The 14,595-nt window shown below is 47.5% G+C and carries 13 protein-coding genes; 11 read left to right on the top strand and 2 right to left on the bottom strand.

Going from position 1 to position 14,595, the window contains the following annotated elements; genetic code table 11:
• Nucleotides 1-17: 17 nt before the first annotated feature.
• Entirely contained in the window at nt 18-1,031 is a 1,014-nt protein-coding gene (gene hemB / locus JYJ62_RS08435) for a porphobilinogen synthase (protein ID WP_205341770.1), read from the bottom strand.
• Nucleotides 1,032-1,298: 267 nt separating this feature from the next.
• Here hemB and rpmE point away from each other — a divergent pair, with 267 nt between their 5' ends.
• The 3 genes from rpmE (at nt 1,299) to JYJ62_RS08420 (ending at nt 3,758) form a co-directional block, all read left to right on the top strand.
• Complete coding sequence (gene rpmE / locus JYJ62_RS08430; RefSeq protein WP_205341769.1) at nt 1,299-1,526, top strand: 50S ribosomal protein L31; 228 nt, start codon at nt 1,299-1,301, stop codon at nt 1,524-1,526.
• 71 nt (nt 1,527-1,597) lie between these two features.
• Nucleotides 1,598-2,338 carry a thermonuclease family protein gene (locus JYJ62_RS08425; protein WP_332461634.1) on the top strand — a complete coding sequence of 247 codons (741 nt, stop codon included), beginning with the start codon at nt 1,598-1,600 and terminating at the stop codon, nt 2,336-2,338.
• A gap of 151 nt (nt 2,339-2,489) precedes the next feature.
• On the top strand, nt 2,490-3,758 hold the full coding sequence (locus JYJ62_RS08420; protein WP_205341767.1) for a malic enzyme-like NAD(P)-binding protein: 1,269 nt from the start codon (nt 2,490-2,492) through the stop codon (nt 3,756-3,758).
• Between the two features lie 82 nt (nt 3,759-3,840).
• Here JYJ62_RS08420 and JYJ62_RS08415 read toward each other — a convergent pair whose 3' ends face one another.
• On the bottom strand, nt 3,841-6,252 hold the full coding sequence (locus JYJ62_RS08415; protein ID WP_205341766.1) for a penicillin-binding protein 1A: 2,412 nt from the start codon (nt 6,250-6,252) through the stop codon (nt 3,841-3,843).
• Nucleotides 6,253-6,434: 182 nt separating this feature from the next.
• Here JYJ62_RS08415 and JYJ62_RS08410 point away from each other — a divergent pair, with 182 nt between their 5' ends.
• From JYJ62_RS08410 to JYJ62_RS08375, 8 genes are all read left to right on the top strand, one after another.
• Nucleotides 6,435-7,499 (top strand): pilus assembly protein PilM, encoded by a 1,065-nt coding sequence (locus JYJ62_RS08410; RefSeq protein ID WP_205341765.1) that lies wholly within the window; start codon nt 6,435-6,437, stop codon nt 7,497-7,499.
• On the top strand, nt 7,499-8,074 hold the full coding sequence (locus JYJ62_RS08405) for a PilN domain-containing protein (protein WP_205341764.1): 576 nt from the start codon (nt 7,499-7,501) through the stop codon (nt 8,072-8,074). The genes JYJ62_RS08410 and JYJ62_RS08405 overlap by 1 nt, the downstream gene beginning before the upstream one ends.
• A complete protein-coding gene (locus tag JYJ62_RS08400) occupies nt 8,071-8,694 on the top strand; it encodes a type 4a pilus biogenesis protein PilO (protein ID WP_205341763.1) in 624 nt (207 codons plus the stop codon). The genes JYJ62_RS08405 and JYJ62_RS08400 overlap by 4 nt, the downstream gene beginning before the upstream one ends.
• The gene (locus JYJ62_RS08395; RefSeq protein ID WP_205341762.1) at nt 8,691-9,218 is read left to right on the top strand and encodes a pilus assembly protein PilP; all 528 of its coding nucleotides are present in this window, start codon (nt 8,691-8,693) and stop codon (nt 9,216-9,218) included. Before JYJ62_RS08400 ends, JYJ62_RS08395 begins: the two co-directional genes overlap by 4 nt.
• 52 nt (nt 9,219-9,270) lie before the next feature.
• On the top strand, nt 9,271-11,289 hold the full coding sequence (gene pilQ / locus JYJ62_RS08390) for a type IV pilus secretin PilQ (RefSeq protein ID WP_205341761.1): 2,019 nt from the start codon (nt 9,271-9,273) through the stop codon (nt 11,287-11,289).
• A complete protein-coding gene (aroK, locus tag JYJ62_RS08385; protein ID WP_205341760.1) occupies nt 11,289-11,813 on the top strand; it encodes a shikimate kinase AroK in 525 nt (174 codons plus the stop codon). Before pilQ ends, aroK begins: the two co-directional genes overlap by 1 nt.
• Before the next feature lie 108 nt (nt 11,814-11,921).
• On the top strand, nt 11,922-13,019 hold the full coding sequence (gene aroB / locus JYJ62_RS08380; protein ID WP_205341759.1) for a 3-dehydroquinate synthase: 1,098 nt from the start codon (nt 11,922-11,924) through the stop codon (nt 13,017-13,019).
• Between the two features lie 15 nt (nt 13,020-13,034).
• Nucleotides 13,035-14,588 carry an SPOR domain-containing protein gene (locus JYJ62_RS08375; RefSeq protein WP_205341758.1) on the top strand — a complete coding sequence of 518 codons (1,554 nt, stop codon included), beginning with the start codon at nt 13,035-13,037 and terminating at the stop codon, nt 14,586-14,588.
• Nucleotides 14,589-14,595 lie beyond the last annotated feature (7 nt).

Raw genomic sequence — 14,595 nt, 5'->3', positions numbered from 1 at the left:
AGACTCTCCGATGTGAGTTAAGCGTCTTGTTTGAGTTGTTTTGCCGCGTGTACAGCAAAGTAGGTGAGAATACCGTCAGCACCAGCGCGCTTAAATCCGACTAAGGATTCCATAATCACCGCTTCGCTGAGCCAGCCATTTTGAATCGCAGCCATGTGCATCGCGTATTCGCCGCTGACTTGGTAAACAAAGGTTGGCGCTCTAAATTCTTCTTTGACACGGTGTAAAATATCCAAATACGGCATGCCTGGTTTAACCATCACCATATCTGCGCCTTCGGCGAGGTCGGTGGCGACTTCGTGCAAGGCTTCATTGCTGTTGGCAGGATCCATTTGGTAGGTGGATTTATTTGCTTTACCTAAGTTGGCTGCAGAGCCGACAGCATCACGGAAGGGGCCGTAGTAGGCGCTGGCATATTTAGCTGAGTAGGCCATGATGCGCACATTGCTGTGGCCAGCCATCTCTAAGGCTTCACGAATCGCTTGAATGCGTCCGTCCATCATATCGGACGGGGCAACAATCTGCGCGCCAGCATCGGCATGAGAGAGCGCTTGGCGTACCAATGCATCCACGGTTTCTTCGTTCAGAACATAGTTGTTGTCATCTAAAATACCGTCTTGACCATGCGTGGTGAAAGGATCAAGGGCAACGTCAGTGATCACACCTAATTCAGGGAAACGTTCACGTAATGCGCGCACCGCACGTTGTGCGATACCTTCAGGATTCCACGCTTCGGCAGCATCCAATGATTTACTGTCTACTGGTGTCACTGGAAACAGTGCTAACGCTGGGATGCCTAACTTAACCCACTCTTCAGCCTCTTCAAGCAACAAATCGATGGATAAGCGTTCAATACCTGGCATCGAGGCCACGGCTTCTCTGCGGTTCGTACCATCGAGGACAAATACCGGGTAAATCAGATCATCCACGCTAAGCTGATTTTCACGCACTAAACGACGTGAAAAATCATCACGACGGTTGCGACGTAATCGAGTGGCTGGAAAAAGGCGGTTAGCAGTATTGATGCTCACAGTAGCTCCTCATCCCGCAATTGCGGGGTTGTGTAACAGTATGTAGGCTAATAGTATGACGAAAAGATCACAGAAGTGCGAAAGCTGTGTTATTTAAATGATGTCAGTTAATATATAGATGAATCTATTTGAAAAAATACTACTGGACGCCGATAGGTAAATAAGACTATTGCAACAGGTGTCTGCTCTGGTATTATTCACGCCCTGTTTTCGTGCGGTACTCGACAATGGTGTTGGGTGGCGGCACGGTTATGTTGAGGAAACACCATGAAAGCCGATATTCACCCAAATTATGTTGAAATCAACGCTACCTGCAGCTGCGGTAACGTGATTAATACGCGTTCTACCATCGGTAAAGACATCAGCATTGATGTGTGCTCCGAGTGTCACCCGTTCTATACCGGCAAACAAAAAGTGCTTGATGTGGGTGGTCGTATCGATCGCTTCAAACAACGCTTTGGCGGTTTCGGCGCAACAAAAGAAGCAGCAGAGTAAGCATTTGCATGACCTTTTTAAATGGGGTCATAGTTGTGCTAAAAAAAGCGTCCTTTTTGGGCGCTTTTTTTTTGCTGTTATCTTTGCGAGCCCATGCTGCGGTGGCGTTTTGCGCAGCCAACGAGCGTCTCGCAGAGTACTCCGTAAGTTATGTGGTGGATGGCGATACTTTGCGTTTGCAAGATGGTCGCAGTGTGCGTCTGATTGGTATTAATGCGCCAGAAATAGGCGGTCGTGCTCGCATGACTGAGCCCTATGCCGTGCAAGCTAAGCGTCGTTTAAGCGCTTTAGTGAAAGCCAATGACAATAAAGTAGGTTTGCAACTGGGTGAGCAAACGCATGATCGTTACGGCCGTGTGCTGGCGCATCTGTACGATCGTCATGGTGCGAGCCTTGAGGCGCAATTGCTTGCTGAGGGCCTTGCATATCATGTGCTGATTGCGCCTAACCTAGCGCTGGCTGATTGTTTAACCCAGGCCGAACAGCAGGCTCGTCAACAGCAGTTGGGTCTGTGGAAAGAAGTAACCTTTATTTCAGCGCAACAGCTTAGTCGAGGCGGCTTTACTCTGCTGCAAGGTCGCATTCAAAGTGTGCAGCGTAATCGTGCTGGTGTCTGGCTTGAGTTAGGCCACTCCGTGACAGTTAATATCCCACTGAATGCTTTGCCGTATTTTAAAGATCAGGCATTTGAGCAGTGGCAGGGGCGTCGATTAAAAACCCGAGGCTGGGTCTCTGAACGTACCCATCAGCAGAAAAAATATGCTAAGTGGCGTTTAACTGTCAATCATCCGAGTATGTTGGAATTGCAGTAAGTCGCCGTATATCGACGATTCACGCTAAATCTTTCGTTGGTTATGCGGCTTTGTATGCAGAGTAAGCGAGATCCTCTTGTGGGCTTTGCCGTTCTTGAGTATGCTCGCAGATCGTCAAATTCATTATATAGTCAAGCGGAAATTGCCCATTATGTCTGATCTAAAAACAGCCGCTCTCGAATACCATGCTTCCCCACGTCCGGGAAAATTAAGTGTTGAGCTCACTAAACCAACTGCAACAGCGCGTGATTTGGCGCTGGCTTATAGCCCTGGAGTGGCTGAGCCAGTACGTGAAATTGCCCGTGATCCAGAGCTTGCTTATAAATACACAGGCAAGGGTAACCTCGTAGCAGTTATTTCAGATGGTACTGCAATTTTAGGTTTAGGTAATTTAGGTCCTTTAGCATCTAAGCCTGTTATGGAAGGTAAGGGCGTCTTATTTAAGCGTTTTGCTGGTGTCGATGTGTTTGATATCGAGATTGATGCAGAGAGCCCGCAAGCCTTTATCGATACCGTTAAGCGTATTTCTATTACCTTCGGTGGCATTAACCTCGAAGATATTAAAGCGCCTGAGTGCTTTGAAATCGAACGCGCGTTGATCGAGCAGTGCGATATTCCTGTTTTCCATGATGACCAGCACGGCACTGCGATTGTGACAGCGGCCGGTATGCTGAATGCATTAGAGATTGCTGGTAAAAAGCTGGAAGAAGCACATATCGTGTGCTTGGGTGCAGGTGCTGCAGCAACCGCGTGCATGAAGTTGTTGATCAGCCTAGGCGCGAAAGTTGAAAATATTTTCATGGTTGACCGTAAAGGTGTCATCCACGCGGGCCGTGATGATCTGAATCAGTACAAAGCAGTATTCGCACATGAAACCAGCCGTCGTACCTTGGCGGATGCCATGGATGGCGCTGATGTGTTCGTTGGCTTGTCAGGTGCAAACTTGCTCGGCGCTGAAGACTTAGCCCGTATGGCAGCAGACCCTATTGTGTTTGCTTGTTCTAACCCTGATCCTGAGATTGATCCAAAGTTGGCCCACGCAACACGTCCAGACGTGATTATGGCGACCGGTCGCTCAGACTATCCAAACCAAGTGAATAACGTTTTGGGCTTCCCATTCATTTTCCGTGGTGCGCTGGATGTGCGTGCAAAACGTATTAATGAAGAGATGAAAATTGCTGCAGTACATGCGTTACGTGACCTGGCAAAATTGCCGGTTTCTAATGCGGTATGTGATGCCTATGGAATTGATTGTCTTGAGTTTGGTCGTGAGTACATCATTCCTAAGCCAATGGATCCACGTCTGATCACCTTAGTATCGGATGCGGTTGCTAAAGCGGCGATTGAAACTGGTGTGGCCACCTTGCCATACCCTAAGCATTACCCGCTGACGTCAGTGAATGAAGTGTTTGACGGTTAAGCGTCAAACAGCCAATAAAAAACCCGCTTAGTGCGGGTTTTTTATTGGCTGTTATTGAGTCATCTAAGTGGCAGTTAGCATCTTAGAATAGGTCAATGGGCGCTGCTTCAGAGGGCTCGAAATATGATTTGTTTGAGGTGTCCCAACTGTTGTCAAACTCATCCATTGTGGGGGGGGCATCTTCGCTTTTGAATATTTCAAAGTAGGCGTCAGGTGTACCGGGTCGAGCAATGCGACCGTTCTCGGGATCGATACGTAAGGTCATCATGCCGGCCGGTTCTTTCATGCTATGTATCGGCTTATCTTTGAGTGCATAGGCCATATAGTCAATCCAAATAGGTAAGGCCACTGTGCCGCCGTATTCATGTCGACCGAGACTTTCTGGTTGATCAAAGCCAGCCCACACAGTAGTGACAACGTCACTGTTATAACCTGCAAACCAGCTGTCTTTAGATTCGTTGGTGGTACCGGTTTTACCCGCTAAGTCGCTACGGTTTAAGCTGAGCGCACGGCGTCCGGTACCGCGCTTAATGACGTCTTGTAGCATGCTGGTCATAATATAACTGGTGCGTTCGTCAATGATGCGTGGCGCGTCGACTGGCGGTTCTGTTTCACTGTCAGCCAGTAGCTGTTCTGTTACGGCCTCCACCTCAGTCGCCGCCGCTGTACTGGCGGGGGTACGTGCTGGATTAGCTAAGAAAATTGTTTGACCCTCACGGTTCTCGATACGCTCTATCAAATAAGGCGTTACTTTAAAACCACCATTGGCGAATGCTGTCCAACCCGTGGTGATTTCTAATGGCGTGAGGGTTGCTGTTCCGAGTGCTAAAGAGAGGTTGCGCGGTAGATCGTCGAGGTTAAAGCCAAATTGGCTGATGTAATCACGAGCGTATTGCATGCCGATATCTTGCAAGATGCGAATCGAAACGAGGTTGCGTGAGCGGTATAAACCTTCACGGACTCGGATCGGTCCAAGAAAGGTGTTGTTGTCGTTTTTCGGACGCCATACCGCTTTCATTCCAGGCTCGAAGATCTCCAGCGGTGCATCGTTGACAATGGTCGCTGCGGTGTAACCGGCATCCAGCGCTGCACTATAAATAAAAGGTTTAAAGCTTGAGCCCGGCTGGCGTTTGGCTTGAATGGCGCGATTATAGTTGCTTTGCTCAAAAGACAGCCCGCCGACAAGAGCGCGAATAGCGCCATTGCTTGGATCTAAGGAGACCAGTGCGGCTTGAACTTTAGGGATCTGGGCAAAGCTTAACGCGTTATCATCTTGACGGCTGACACGAACTAGGTCGCCCACTTGTACAATATCAGCAGGCTTTCTTGGTGGCGGTCCCATACTGCGGTTATTGATAAAAGGCCGTGCCCAGCGCATCGTTTGCCAAGCCACAGGCTCTTGCTCGCCGCTGGCCAGCATGACGCTAATACCGTCAGTGCTGACTTGGGTGACAATGGCGGGTAATAGTTGGCTAATACTGCGTGCTTTTGTCAGTGCCTCTGACCATTGGCTTTCTGGTAGCGCAGATTGCTCTGGTTTGCGATAGCCGTGGCGGTGGTCATACGCAATCAATCCGCTTTTAACGGCTAGATGTGCTTGCGACTGTAAGTCAGATGGCACTGTAGTGGTGACGCTGTAGCCATCAGTATAGGCTTGTCCACCAAAGCGACCAACCATTTCTGCGCGCGCCATTTCTGCGATATAAGGAGCATTCAGGTCTGGCGCAGTGATATGTAAACGCGCAGTTAAAGGTTCGGTCACGGCGGTTTGGTAGGCGTCTTCAGAAATACGGCCCAGTTTAAGCATGCGTCCGAGAATCCAGTTACGTCGTTCCATGCTGCGTTCAGGGTTAACAATAGGGTTAAACCGCGACGGCGCTTTAGGTAATCCAGCAATCATCGCCATTTCTGCTAAGCTGATTTCACCAATTGATTTGCCGTAATACACTTGTGACGCGGCTTCAATTCCGTAAGCGCGGTTGCCAAGGTATATTTTGTTGATGTAAAGCTCTAGAATCTCATCTTTACTTAATTCGCGCTCAATTTGTAAGGCTAATAGGATCTCATTGGCCTTTCGAGAAAAGCTACGCTCACTGGAGAGAAAGTAATTTTTAGCGACTTGCATGGTGATGGTGCTGCCGCCGGTTTGGATACGACCTGTTTTTAAAATTTGCGCGGCTGCACGTACTAAACTGCCCGGATCTACGCCATAATGATTGGCAAAGTTATCATCTTCTGCGGCCAGTAAGGCGTGGATAAAGTTTTTCGGGATTTCGTTGAATGAAATAGGCGAGCGGCGCATTTCTCCAAACTCAGCAATTAACTTTGCATCGCTACTGTAAACTCGTAACGGAATCTGCAATTCTATACTGCGTAAGGATTCAATAGACGGTAGATTGGGGCTTAAGTAAAGGTAGGCGCCGCTAAGGCTGAGCGTCAGTCCACAAACGATAGCGGTAAGAGTTGCAAAAAGGAATTTCAGCAAGCGCATCAAGACTATTGGATTCCCGAAAAAATTGTGAGATATGAAGAGTGCGGCGTAATAGAATAAAACAGAACACATTATAAGCGTTTTTAATCAAGAGAAGCTATTTGCGCTTTCTTACTAAATCCTCTTTAAACGTGCAAAGAAACCTTAACCGTGCATAAATGACGGGTGCTGATAGGAATACGGTCGTGCTAGGGATCTTCAAAAAGAAAGCGAATACGCTGCTGGGGATCGATATCAGTTCGACTTCAGTCAAACTCATTGAATTAAGTCGCTCAGGCAGCCGCTATAAAGTAGAGGCTTATGCTGTTGAGCCGCTTCCTCTTAATGCAATCGTAGAAAAAAATATTGCCGAGTTAGAAATGGTTGGGCAAGCGATTGCTAAGCTCGTCCTCAAAGCGCACACCAGTGTTAAACAAGCAGCTGTTGCCGTGTCGGGTTCTGCGGTGATTACTAAGACGATTGAAATGGACGCTGGTCTGACGGATGACGAGCTGGAAAATCAGCTAAAAATAGAAGCCGATCAATATATTCCTTATCCGATTGAAGAAGTTGCCATCGATTTTGAGGTGCAAGGTGTTTCTGTGCGTAGCAGTGATAAGGTTAATGTGCTGCTGGCCGCCTGCCGTAAAGAAAACGTAGAAGTGCGCGAGGCCGCCTTAACTTTAGGCGGCCTTAGCGCAAAAGTTGTTGAAATTGAAGCCTATGCCATGGAGCGTGCTTGCGGTTTGTTGGCTGATCAGTTGGGTAATGACGAAGAAGATTTAACTGTTGCGGTTGTCGACATTGGTGCAACGATGATGACCTTAAGTGTTTTGCACAATCGTCAAACCATCTACACACGCGAGCAGATGTTTGGTGGTAAGCAGTTGACTGATGAAATCCAACGCCGTTACGGCTTGCCCGTAGAAGAAGCTGGCCGTGCTAAAAAGCATGGAGGCTTGCCTGATGATTATGATCGTGAAGTTTTAACCCCATTTAAAGATGCTGTTGTTCAACAAGTATCACGTTCATTGCAGTTCTTTTTTGCTGCAGGACAGTACAGTCAAGTTGACTATATTGTTTTGGCTGGCGGTACCTCCTCTATTGTTGGACTGGAGCAATTGGTACAAGAGAAAATAGGAACTCCAACCTTGGTGGCCAACCCCTTTGCAAATATGACCCTAAGCAATAAAGTGAACGCCGGAGCATTAACCAGTGATGCGCCGTCTTTGATGATTGCTTGCGGTTTGGCGATGAGGAGTTTTGACTGATGGCGCGCATCAACTTACTGCCATGGCGCGAACAGTTGCGCGAAGAGCGCAAAAAGCAGTTCTTAGCTGTGTTACTGGGCGTGTTGGTTATTGCTGGAGGTATTGTTTTTTTAGCAGATCAATATTTGAGCGCCGCTATTGCTAAGCAAAACCAGCGTAACGAGTTTATTCGGACAGAGAATGTAGCACTTGATTTGCGCATCAAAGAAATCAGTGAGCTTAAAACACGCCGACAACAGCTGGTTGAACGAATGAAAATTATTCAAGCCTTGCAGGGTAACCGACCGATTGCCGCACGGGTATTTGATCAGTTAGTGCGCACACTTCCAGATGGTGTTTATTTTACTGACTTAAAAATGGTCGGGCCGTCTATCGCTATTGAAGGCGCTGCTGAGTCAAATAATTTGGTTTCCAGTTTAATGCGTAATCAGGAGGGATCGGATTGGTTGACGGCGCCGAACTTAATCGAAGTTAAAGCGGTCAGTGCCGACAAAATAGATCAAGCCAATACTTTCAAGCTCACCGTGCTACAAACAGAGCCGAGTGATCACAGTCAGCAAGGAGGCCAGCAATGAGTTTAGTGGACTCCTTTAAGAGCTTAGGTAAGGTCGACTTTGCCGAGTTGGATGTCAATAATATCGGCGCTTGGCCTGCTGCGGTTCGAGCGCTGGTATGCTTAGTCGTTCTGGTTTTGGTTTTGCTGCTAGGTTACTTTATGCACTTAACTGACTTGCAAAATATGCTCGAGAGTAGCAAAGCAGAGGAAATTACTTTAAAAGAACAGTTCACTAGCAAAGTTCGCCAAGCAGCTAACCTTGAAGAATATAAAGAACAGATGAAGCTAATGGAGGCTTCATTTGAAGCGCTATTGCGGCAGCTACCCAGTGATACTGAAGTGCCCGGATTGCTTGAAGATATTACCAGTGCCGGTTTGAGCGCTGGCTTGGAGTTTGAAGAGATTACGTTACTGACTGAAGTGACACAGCCTTTCTATATTGAGTTGCCGATCCAAATTAAAGTTGTTGCCAGTTACCATGACTTAGCCACTTTCGTGAGCGCTATCGCGGGAATGCCGCGCATCGTGACCTTACATGACTTCTCGATTAAGCCGGTCACTGCCGGCAATAGCTCTAAATTGGCGATGAGTATTTTAGTGAAAACCTACCGCTACAATGTGCAAGGAGCGAAACAATGAAACGCTCTCAGTATGCCTATGTAGTGGTGTTGTTTTTATTTTTAAGCGGTTGTGACTCATCGACCAATTTTGCCGATTTACAAGCGTTTATGGATGACGTCAGGACTCAACCTCGAGGCGTCATTGAACCTATGCCTAAAGAAGTGGTGTATGAGCCTTTTACTTATATGGCTACGACAATGCGTAGTCCGTTTCAGCCGCCGATTAAGGTTGAGTTGAGCAGTTTTGAAAAAGGTAATAAAAATATTAGACCTGATGAGGCGCGCGTTAAGCAGTTTCTTGAGGGGTTTAATATTGAAAGCTTTGTGATGGTGGGAACAATAGCAAATAGTGCCGGGACTTACGCTTTACTGCGGGGGGGCGATGGTGTGCATCGTGTTCGTGTTGGTGATTACTTGGGTGGTAATCATGGCCGTATTACAGTGATCACTGCTTCTAGCGTAGAAGTTATCGAAATTGTTTCTGATGGTGATGAAGGATGGTTGGAACGGCCTCGCGCTTTGACATTGCATGAAGGCCCTTGAGCACGGATAGGCTATATAACGTGACTATTAGAAAGCACAACGGAATTTGAAAATGAAAATAAAATTGTCTCGCCTCACTATGACTTTACTGGCTGCTGTATTTTCACCGATGCTGTTGGCTGCCAGTTTACAAGCGCTTGATGTCGCCAGCTTACCCGGTGATAAAGTTGAGCTTAAATTGACCTTTGATGAACCCGTAGCAGCGCCACAAGGTTATACCATTGGCGTGCCTGCACGTATTGCGCTGGATTTTCCTGGTGTTAAAAATAAGCTCGGTCTAAAAAAACATGAGTTAGGTGATGGTAATGCACGCAGTGTCAGTATTGTTGAGGCGCATGACCGAACCCGTTTGATTATTAATCTGACCACCCTCGCGCCCTACAGCACCCGCGTCAACGGACGGTATTTATACGTAGTGGTTGGGGAGGGCTCGAAAGTCTCCGCACCAGTTGTTAGCACATCTGCGGCTAAGCCGTATGTGGTTCAGCAGCCAGGCATCAGTAATATTGATTTTGAACGTGGCGAGCAAGGCGAGGGAAATGTGGTCATTGAACTCAATGGCACGTCCGGTACGCCTGATATTCAAGATCACGGTGGCAAAATCAGTCTGACATTTGCTAAGGCAGCCTTACCAGAGGCCTTGCATGTGCGTCTTGATGTTAAAGACTTCGCCACACCGGTGCAGTTTGTGAATGCCAGTGAATCAAACGGTAAGGTATCTATCGTTATTGAATCGAGTGGTTTGTATGATTATTTAGCTTATCAGACTGATAATAAGCTGATTGTCAGCGTTAAAACGGTTAGCCAAGACGAAATAGAAAAGCGCAAAGTCGAACACTTTGCTTATACGGGTGAGAAATTATCACTAAACTTTCAAGATATTGATGTGCGTTCAGTATTGCAGTTGATTGCTGACTTCACTGATTTAAACTTAGTGGCCAGTGATAGTGTGCAGGGCAATATCACTTTGCGCTTACAGAATGTGCCTTGGGATCAAGCGCTGGATTTAGTGCTTAAAACTAAAGGTCTCGATAAGCGTAAAATTGGTAATGTACTTTTAATTGCTCCGGCTGAAGAGATTGCTGCACGCGAGCGTCAGGAGATGGAAGCGCAGAAACAAATTGCAGAGTTAGCCCCTTTACGTCGCGAGCTGATTCAAGTGAACTACGCTAAGGCGGCACAAATTGCTGCTTTATTTCAATCGGTGACCAGCGGCCAAGGTGATGAGCGTGGTTCGGTGACAGTCGATGATCGTACCAACAGCATCATTGCCTACCAAACCCAAGAAAAACTCGATGAGTTGCGTCGTGTGGTAGCGCAGCTGGATATTCCTGTGCGCCAAGTAATGATTGAAGCGCGAATTGTTGAAGCCAACGTCGATTACAGCAAAAGCTTAGGTGTGCGCTGGGGTGGAAGCTTGTCTAGAGGCAGTGGTAACTGGACTGCTGGCGGAGCCAGTAATGAGGATGGTTCGGGTGGTCCATTTGTTGATTTAGGGGCATCGGGATCCACTGCTGGCTTAGGGATTGGTTTTGTTTCTAACCATGCGATTTTAGATTTGCAGCTTTCAGCGATGGAGAAAACCGGTAACGGTGAGGTGGTTTCGCAGCCTAAAGTTGTCACTTCAGATAAAGAAACAGCAAAGATTTTAAAAGGTGCGGAAATTCCATACCAAGAGGCCAGCTCCAGTGGCTCAACCAGTACTTCATTTAAAGAAGCCGCGTTATCGCTTGAGGTGACTCCGCAAATTACTCCAGATAATCGTATTATCATGGATGTCAAAGTCACCAAAGATGAGCCGGACTTCGCTAATGCGCTAAATGGCGTGCCACCGATTAAAAAGAATGAAGTCAATGCCAACGTGTTGGTGTCAGACGGTGAGACGATTGTTATTGGTGGTGTGTTTTCTAATACGCAAACCAAAGCCGTGGATAAAGTTCCTTTCTTAGGTGACTTGCCCTTTATCGGACGTGTCTTTAGACGCGACTATGTACAGGATCAAAAGTCTGAACTGCTGGTGTTTATTACCCCGCGTATTATGAATAATCAGGCCATTTCACTGAAAAACTAATGCAGACACGTAATTACATACTGATTGGCCCGATGGGTGCTGGGAAAAGTACCATCGGACGCTTACTGGCTAAAGAGCTCGGTTTGCCCTTTAAAGACTCTGATAAAGAGATTGAAGAGCGTACGGGAGCAAGTATTCCCTTGATTTTTGATGTTGAGGGAGAGGCTGGCTTTCGTGACCGAGAACAAGCCGTTATTGCTGAGCTATGTCGTGAGCAAGGGCTGGTGTTAGCTACTGGCGGCGGTGCTGTTTTACGCAGTGAAAATCGTCAGGCGATGCGCCAAGGTGCTGTGGTAATTTATCTACATGCATCTGTTGAGCATCAGCTCGCACGTACTGCTCGAGACCGTAACCGACCGTTGCTGCAGACGGAAAACCCAGCACAGGTTTTAACACGTTTATTAGCGTTACGTGACCCTTTATATCGAGAGGTCGCAACTTTGATTATTGAGACGGATACGCGGCCTCCACGCATGGTTGTGCAGGAGATTATGCGGTTTCTCAACACCTATCAGAGTCGTTAATTGTACCGCTTAATCTAGGTTATACTTTTCCAATGATTTAAGTATCTACCTGCGCTTTTGCAGGTCAGTTTTTATGCATGTATCAAAGCGTTATAACAAGAGGCCCATATGCGCACCCTTACTGTTGATTTGGCTGAACGCAGTTATCCCATTCATATTGGTACGGATTTATTAAGACAATCGCAGCTTTTTACTCCGCATATCGTCGGACGTAAAGTAGCGATTGTCACCAATACCACTGTCGCGCCTTTGTATTTGCAGGCATTGCGTGAAGCGCTGCACAGCTATGAGCTGACTGAGATCATCCTGCCGGATGGCGAGTCTTACAAAAACTGGGAAACCCTACAACTGATTTTTGATGCCTTATTGCGTGATAAGCATGATCGTAAAACCACCCTGATTGCCTTGGGCGGTGGGGTGATTGGTGATATGACCGGCTTTGCTGCGGCGTGCTATCAGCGTGGCGTCAACTTTATTCAAGTGCCAACCACCTTGCTGTCGCAAGTGGACTCCTCTGTCGGCGGTAAAACAGGTATTAACCACCCGTTAGGGAAAAATATGGTGGGTGCGTTTTATCAGCCGCAAGCTGTTGTGATTGATACAGCGACTCTGCACACACTGCCGTCTCGCGAGTTATCGGCGGGTCTGGCTGAGGTGATTAAATATGGCTTTATTTGTGATGAGCCGTTTTTAGTTTGGCTAGAAGAAAATATTGAGCTGATTCGTCAGTTGGATAATCCAACGTTGATGGAAACCATCGAGCGTTCTTGTGCTGCTAAAGCTAAGGTTGTCTCCGCTGATGAGCGTGAGTCAGGTGTGCGTGCAACCCTAAATTTAGGTCATACCTTTGGGCATGCAATAGAAACAGAGCAGGGCTATGGTGTCTGGTTGCACGGTGAAGCTGTTTCGGCTGGAACCGTTATGGCGCTTGAAATGTCCAAGCAGTTAGGTTGGTTAACGCTGGCACAGCGCGATAGAGGCATCAAACTCTTAGTGCAAGCAGGGCTGCCTGTAGTACCGCCTCAAAGCATGACAGCTGACACTTTTTTAACTCATATGGCGGTCGATAAAAAGAATATTGACGGGCACATACGCTTAGTTTTATTACGTGATTTAGGTGACTCGGTTGTTACCGCCGAGTATCCGGCAGATCTTCTGCACGACACTCTGACTGCTGATTATGCAACTATTGCGAGCAGTATTTAATTGAATGAGGACAGCATGACTGACTTGTATGCTGATGATGACTATTTAGATCATTATCAATTTGAGCACGACCCTTTTATGGAGCGTGGAGCACATTTTAAGTTTTTTGCCGCTAAACGTCGGCCTGTACTTGTTGAGTTGCATCACCTTGCCCGCTATAGCAAATTAATGCTGGTGGTGACTGGACCGCAAGGCAGTGGAAAAACATTGCTGCGCCAAGCGTTGGTAGCCAGCTCCAAGGAGCCGGTGAAAAGTATTGTTATTGTTGCTTCAGCGACAGTCGATGCTGCGTCTATGCTGCAGCAAGTCAGCGCTGCTCTAGAGTTGTCCGGCAGTACTATTGCCGATGTGTTAACGCATATTGAGCAGATGCATGTGAACGGGCAAGAAGTTCATTTGGTTGTCGATAATGCTGAGTGTCTAGATGAGTCAGCGCTGTTATTTTTACAGCGTATTGCACAAGGCGTGAATGATGCTTGTGCTCGCGTTTTTGTCTTTTCTGATTCGTCCATCTGCCCCTTATTAGAACGCGTCGCTGATAATTCTGACCTACACCATGTTATTGCTCTTGAGCCTTGGGATCGGCAAGAGATGGATGAGTATATTAAGCAACGCTTAGTCGCTGCCGGCCAAGAGTTGAATGTGTTTACTGAGTGGCAGCTTGCAGATATTTTTGCCCAATCAGGAGGCTGGCCTGGGCACGTTAACCGTGCAGCAAAAGCTGTTTTGCTTGAGCAAATGAATCGTAAAGGCGTCGGCAAAAAAACCGCTAGAAATATTCCCTATAAGTATTTTGCTGTTTTAGCCGTGCTTGCTGTGGCCTTGCTATTGGTATGGCTGATGCAGACCTCTGGATCAGGACGTAATCTAGAGCAAACAGCTGTAGATGTAGCGAGTGATGCATCCAGTCAACAGCCTCTCGGTGTGGGTGCGCGTCAATCGAAAACGGTTGAACTGGCTCTCCCTTTAGATACGCCGCCTGAGCCTGTATTGCGCGAACCGTTAGCGCAGGCGGTTAACTCTGAGGAGGATGACAGTCGCTTTGAGATCAGCGAGCCTGTACCCGTACTTGAGGAAGAGTCTGCTCTTGAACCGCTCGTTAGTGCGCCAGTACCAGTCAGTCTTCCTCTCGTTGAAGCGGTCAAAGAGGTTGTTGTGCAACCGTCTGTCGCTCCTCCTGTAGCAAAAAAACCTGCAGCACCCGTACGCAAAGTTCAGCCTGCGCCTAAGCCCGTTAGTGTGGCGAAACCAGCAGCGCCTGCCGTTCGTGCCGCATCGGGTACAGCGGGGCACAGTCAATGGTATAAACAGCAAGCACCGTCGCGCTATACCTTGCAGGTATTGGGTACCCGTACTGAAGCGACTGCTCAGCGTTTTGTGAAACAAAATACTGCTCAGTACCATTATTTTAGAAAAATTCACCAAGGTCAGCCGCTGTTTGTAGTCACTTATGGCTCTTTTGCCAATCGTGCTGCAGCTCAGGCTGCGATTAATGGTTTGCCGGAGAAAATCCGTAAAGATAAACCTTGGTCGCGTACCATTTTAAGCATTCAAAAAGAGTTGCGTTGAGGAATCT

Source organism: Denitrificimonas caeni (assembly GCF_905120345.1).
GTDB lineage: Bacteria > Pseudomonadota > Gammaproteobacteria > Pseudomonadales > Pseudomonadaceae > Denitrificimonas > Denitrificimonas caeni_A.
The sequence above is the reverse complement of the archived record's forward strand: the minus strand, read 5'-3'. Positions and strand labels throughout refer to the sequence as shown.

Excerpts from the sequence above, each read along its gene's own strand:
- rpmE (WP_205341769.1), top strand. The coding sequence starts at position 1,299 with ATGAAAGCCGATATTCACCCAAATTATGTTGAAATCAACGCTACCTGC.
- JYJ62_RS08420 (WP_205341767.1), top strand. The coding sequence starts at position 2,490 with ATGTCTGATCTAAAAACAGCCGCTCTCGAATACCATGCTTCCCCACGT.
- JYJ62_RS08405 (WP_205341764.1), top strand. The coding sequence starts at position 7,499 with ATGGCGCGCATCAACTTACTGCCATGGCGCGAACAGTTGCGCGAAGAG.
- JYJ62_RS08400 (WP_205341763.1), top strand. The coding sequence starts at position 8,071 with ATGAGTTTAGTGGACTCCTTTAAGAGCTTAGGTAAGGTCGACTTTGCC.
- JYJ62_RS08395 (WP_205341762.1), top strand. The coding sequence starts at position 8,691 with ATGAAACGCTCTCAGTATGCCTATGTAGTGGTGTTGTTTTTATTTTTA.
- pilQ (WP_205341761.1), top strand. The coding sequence starts at position 9,271 with ATGAAAATAAAATTGTCTCGCCTCACTATGACTTTACTGGCTGCTGTA.
- aroK (WP_205341760.1), top strand. The coding sequence starts at position 11,289 with ATGCAGACACGTAATTACATACTGATTGGCCCGATGGGTGCTGGGAAA.
- aroB (WP_205341759.1), top strand. The coding sequence starts at position 11,922 with ATGCGCACCCTTACTGTTGATTTGGCTGAACGCAGTTATCCCATTCAT.
- JYJ62_RS08375 (WP_205341758.1), top strand. The coding sequence starts at position 13,035 with ATGACTGACTTGTATGCTGATGATGACTATTTAGATCATTATCAATTT.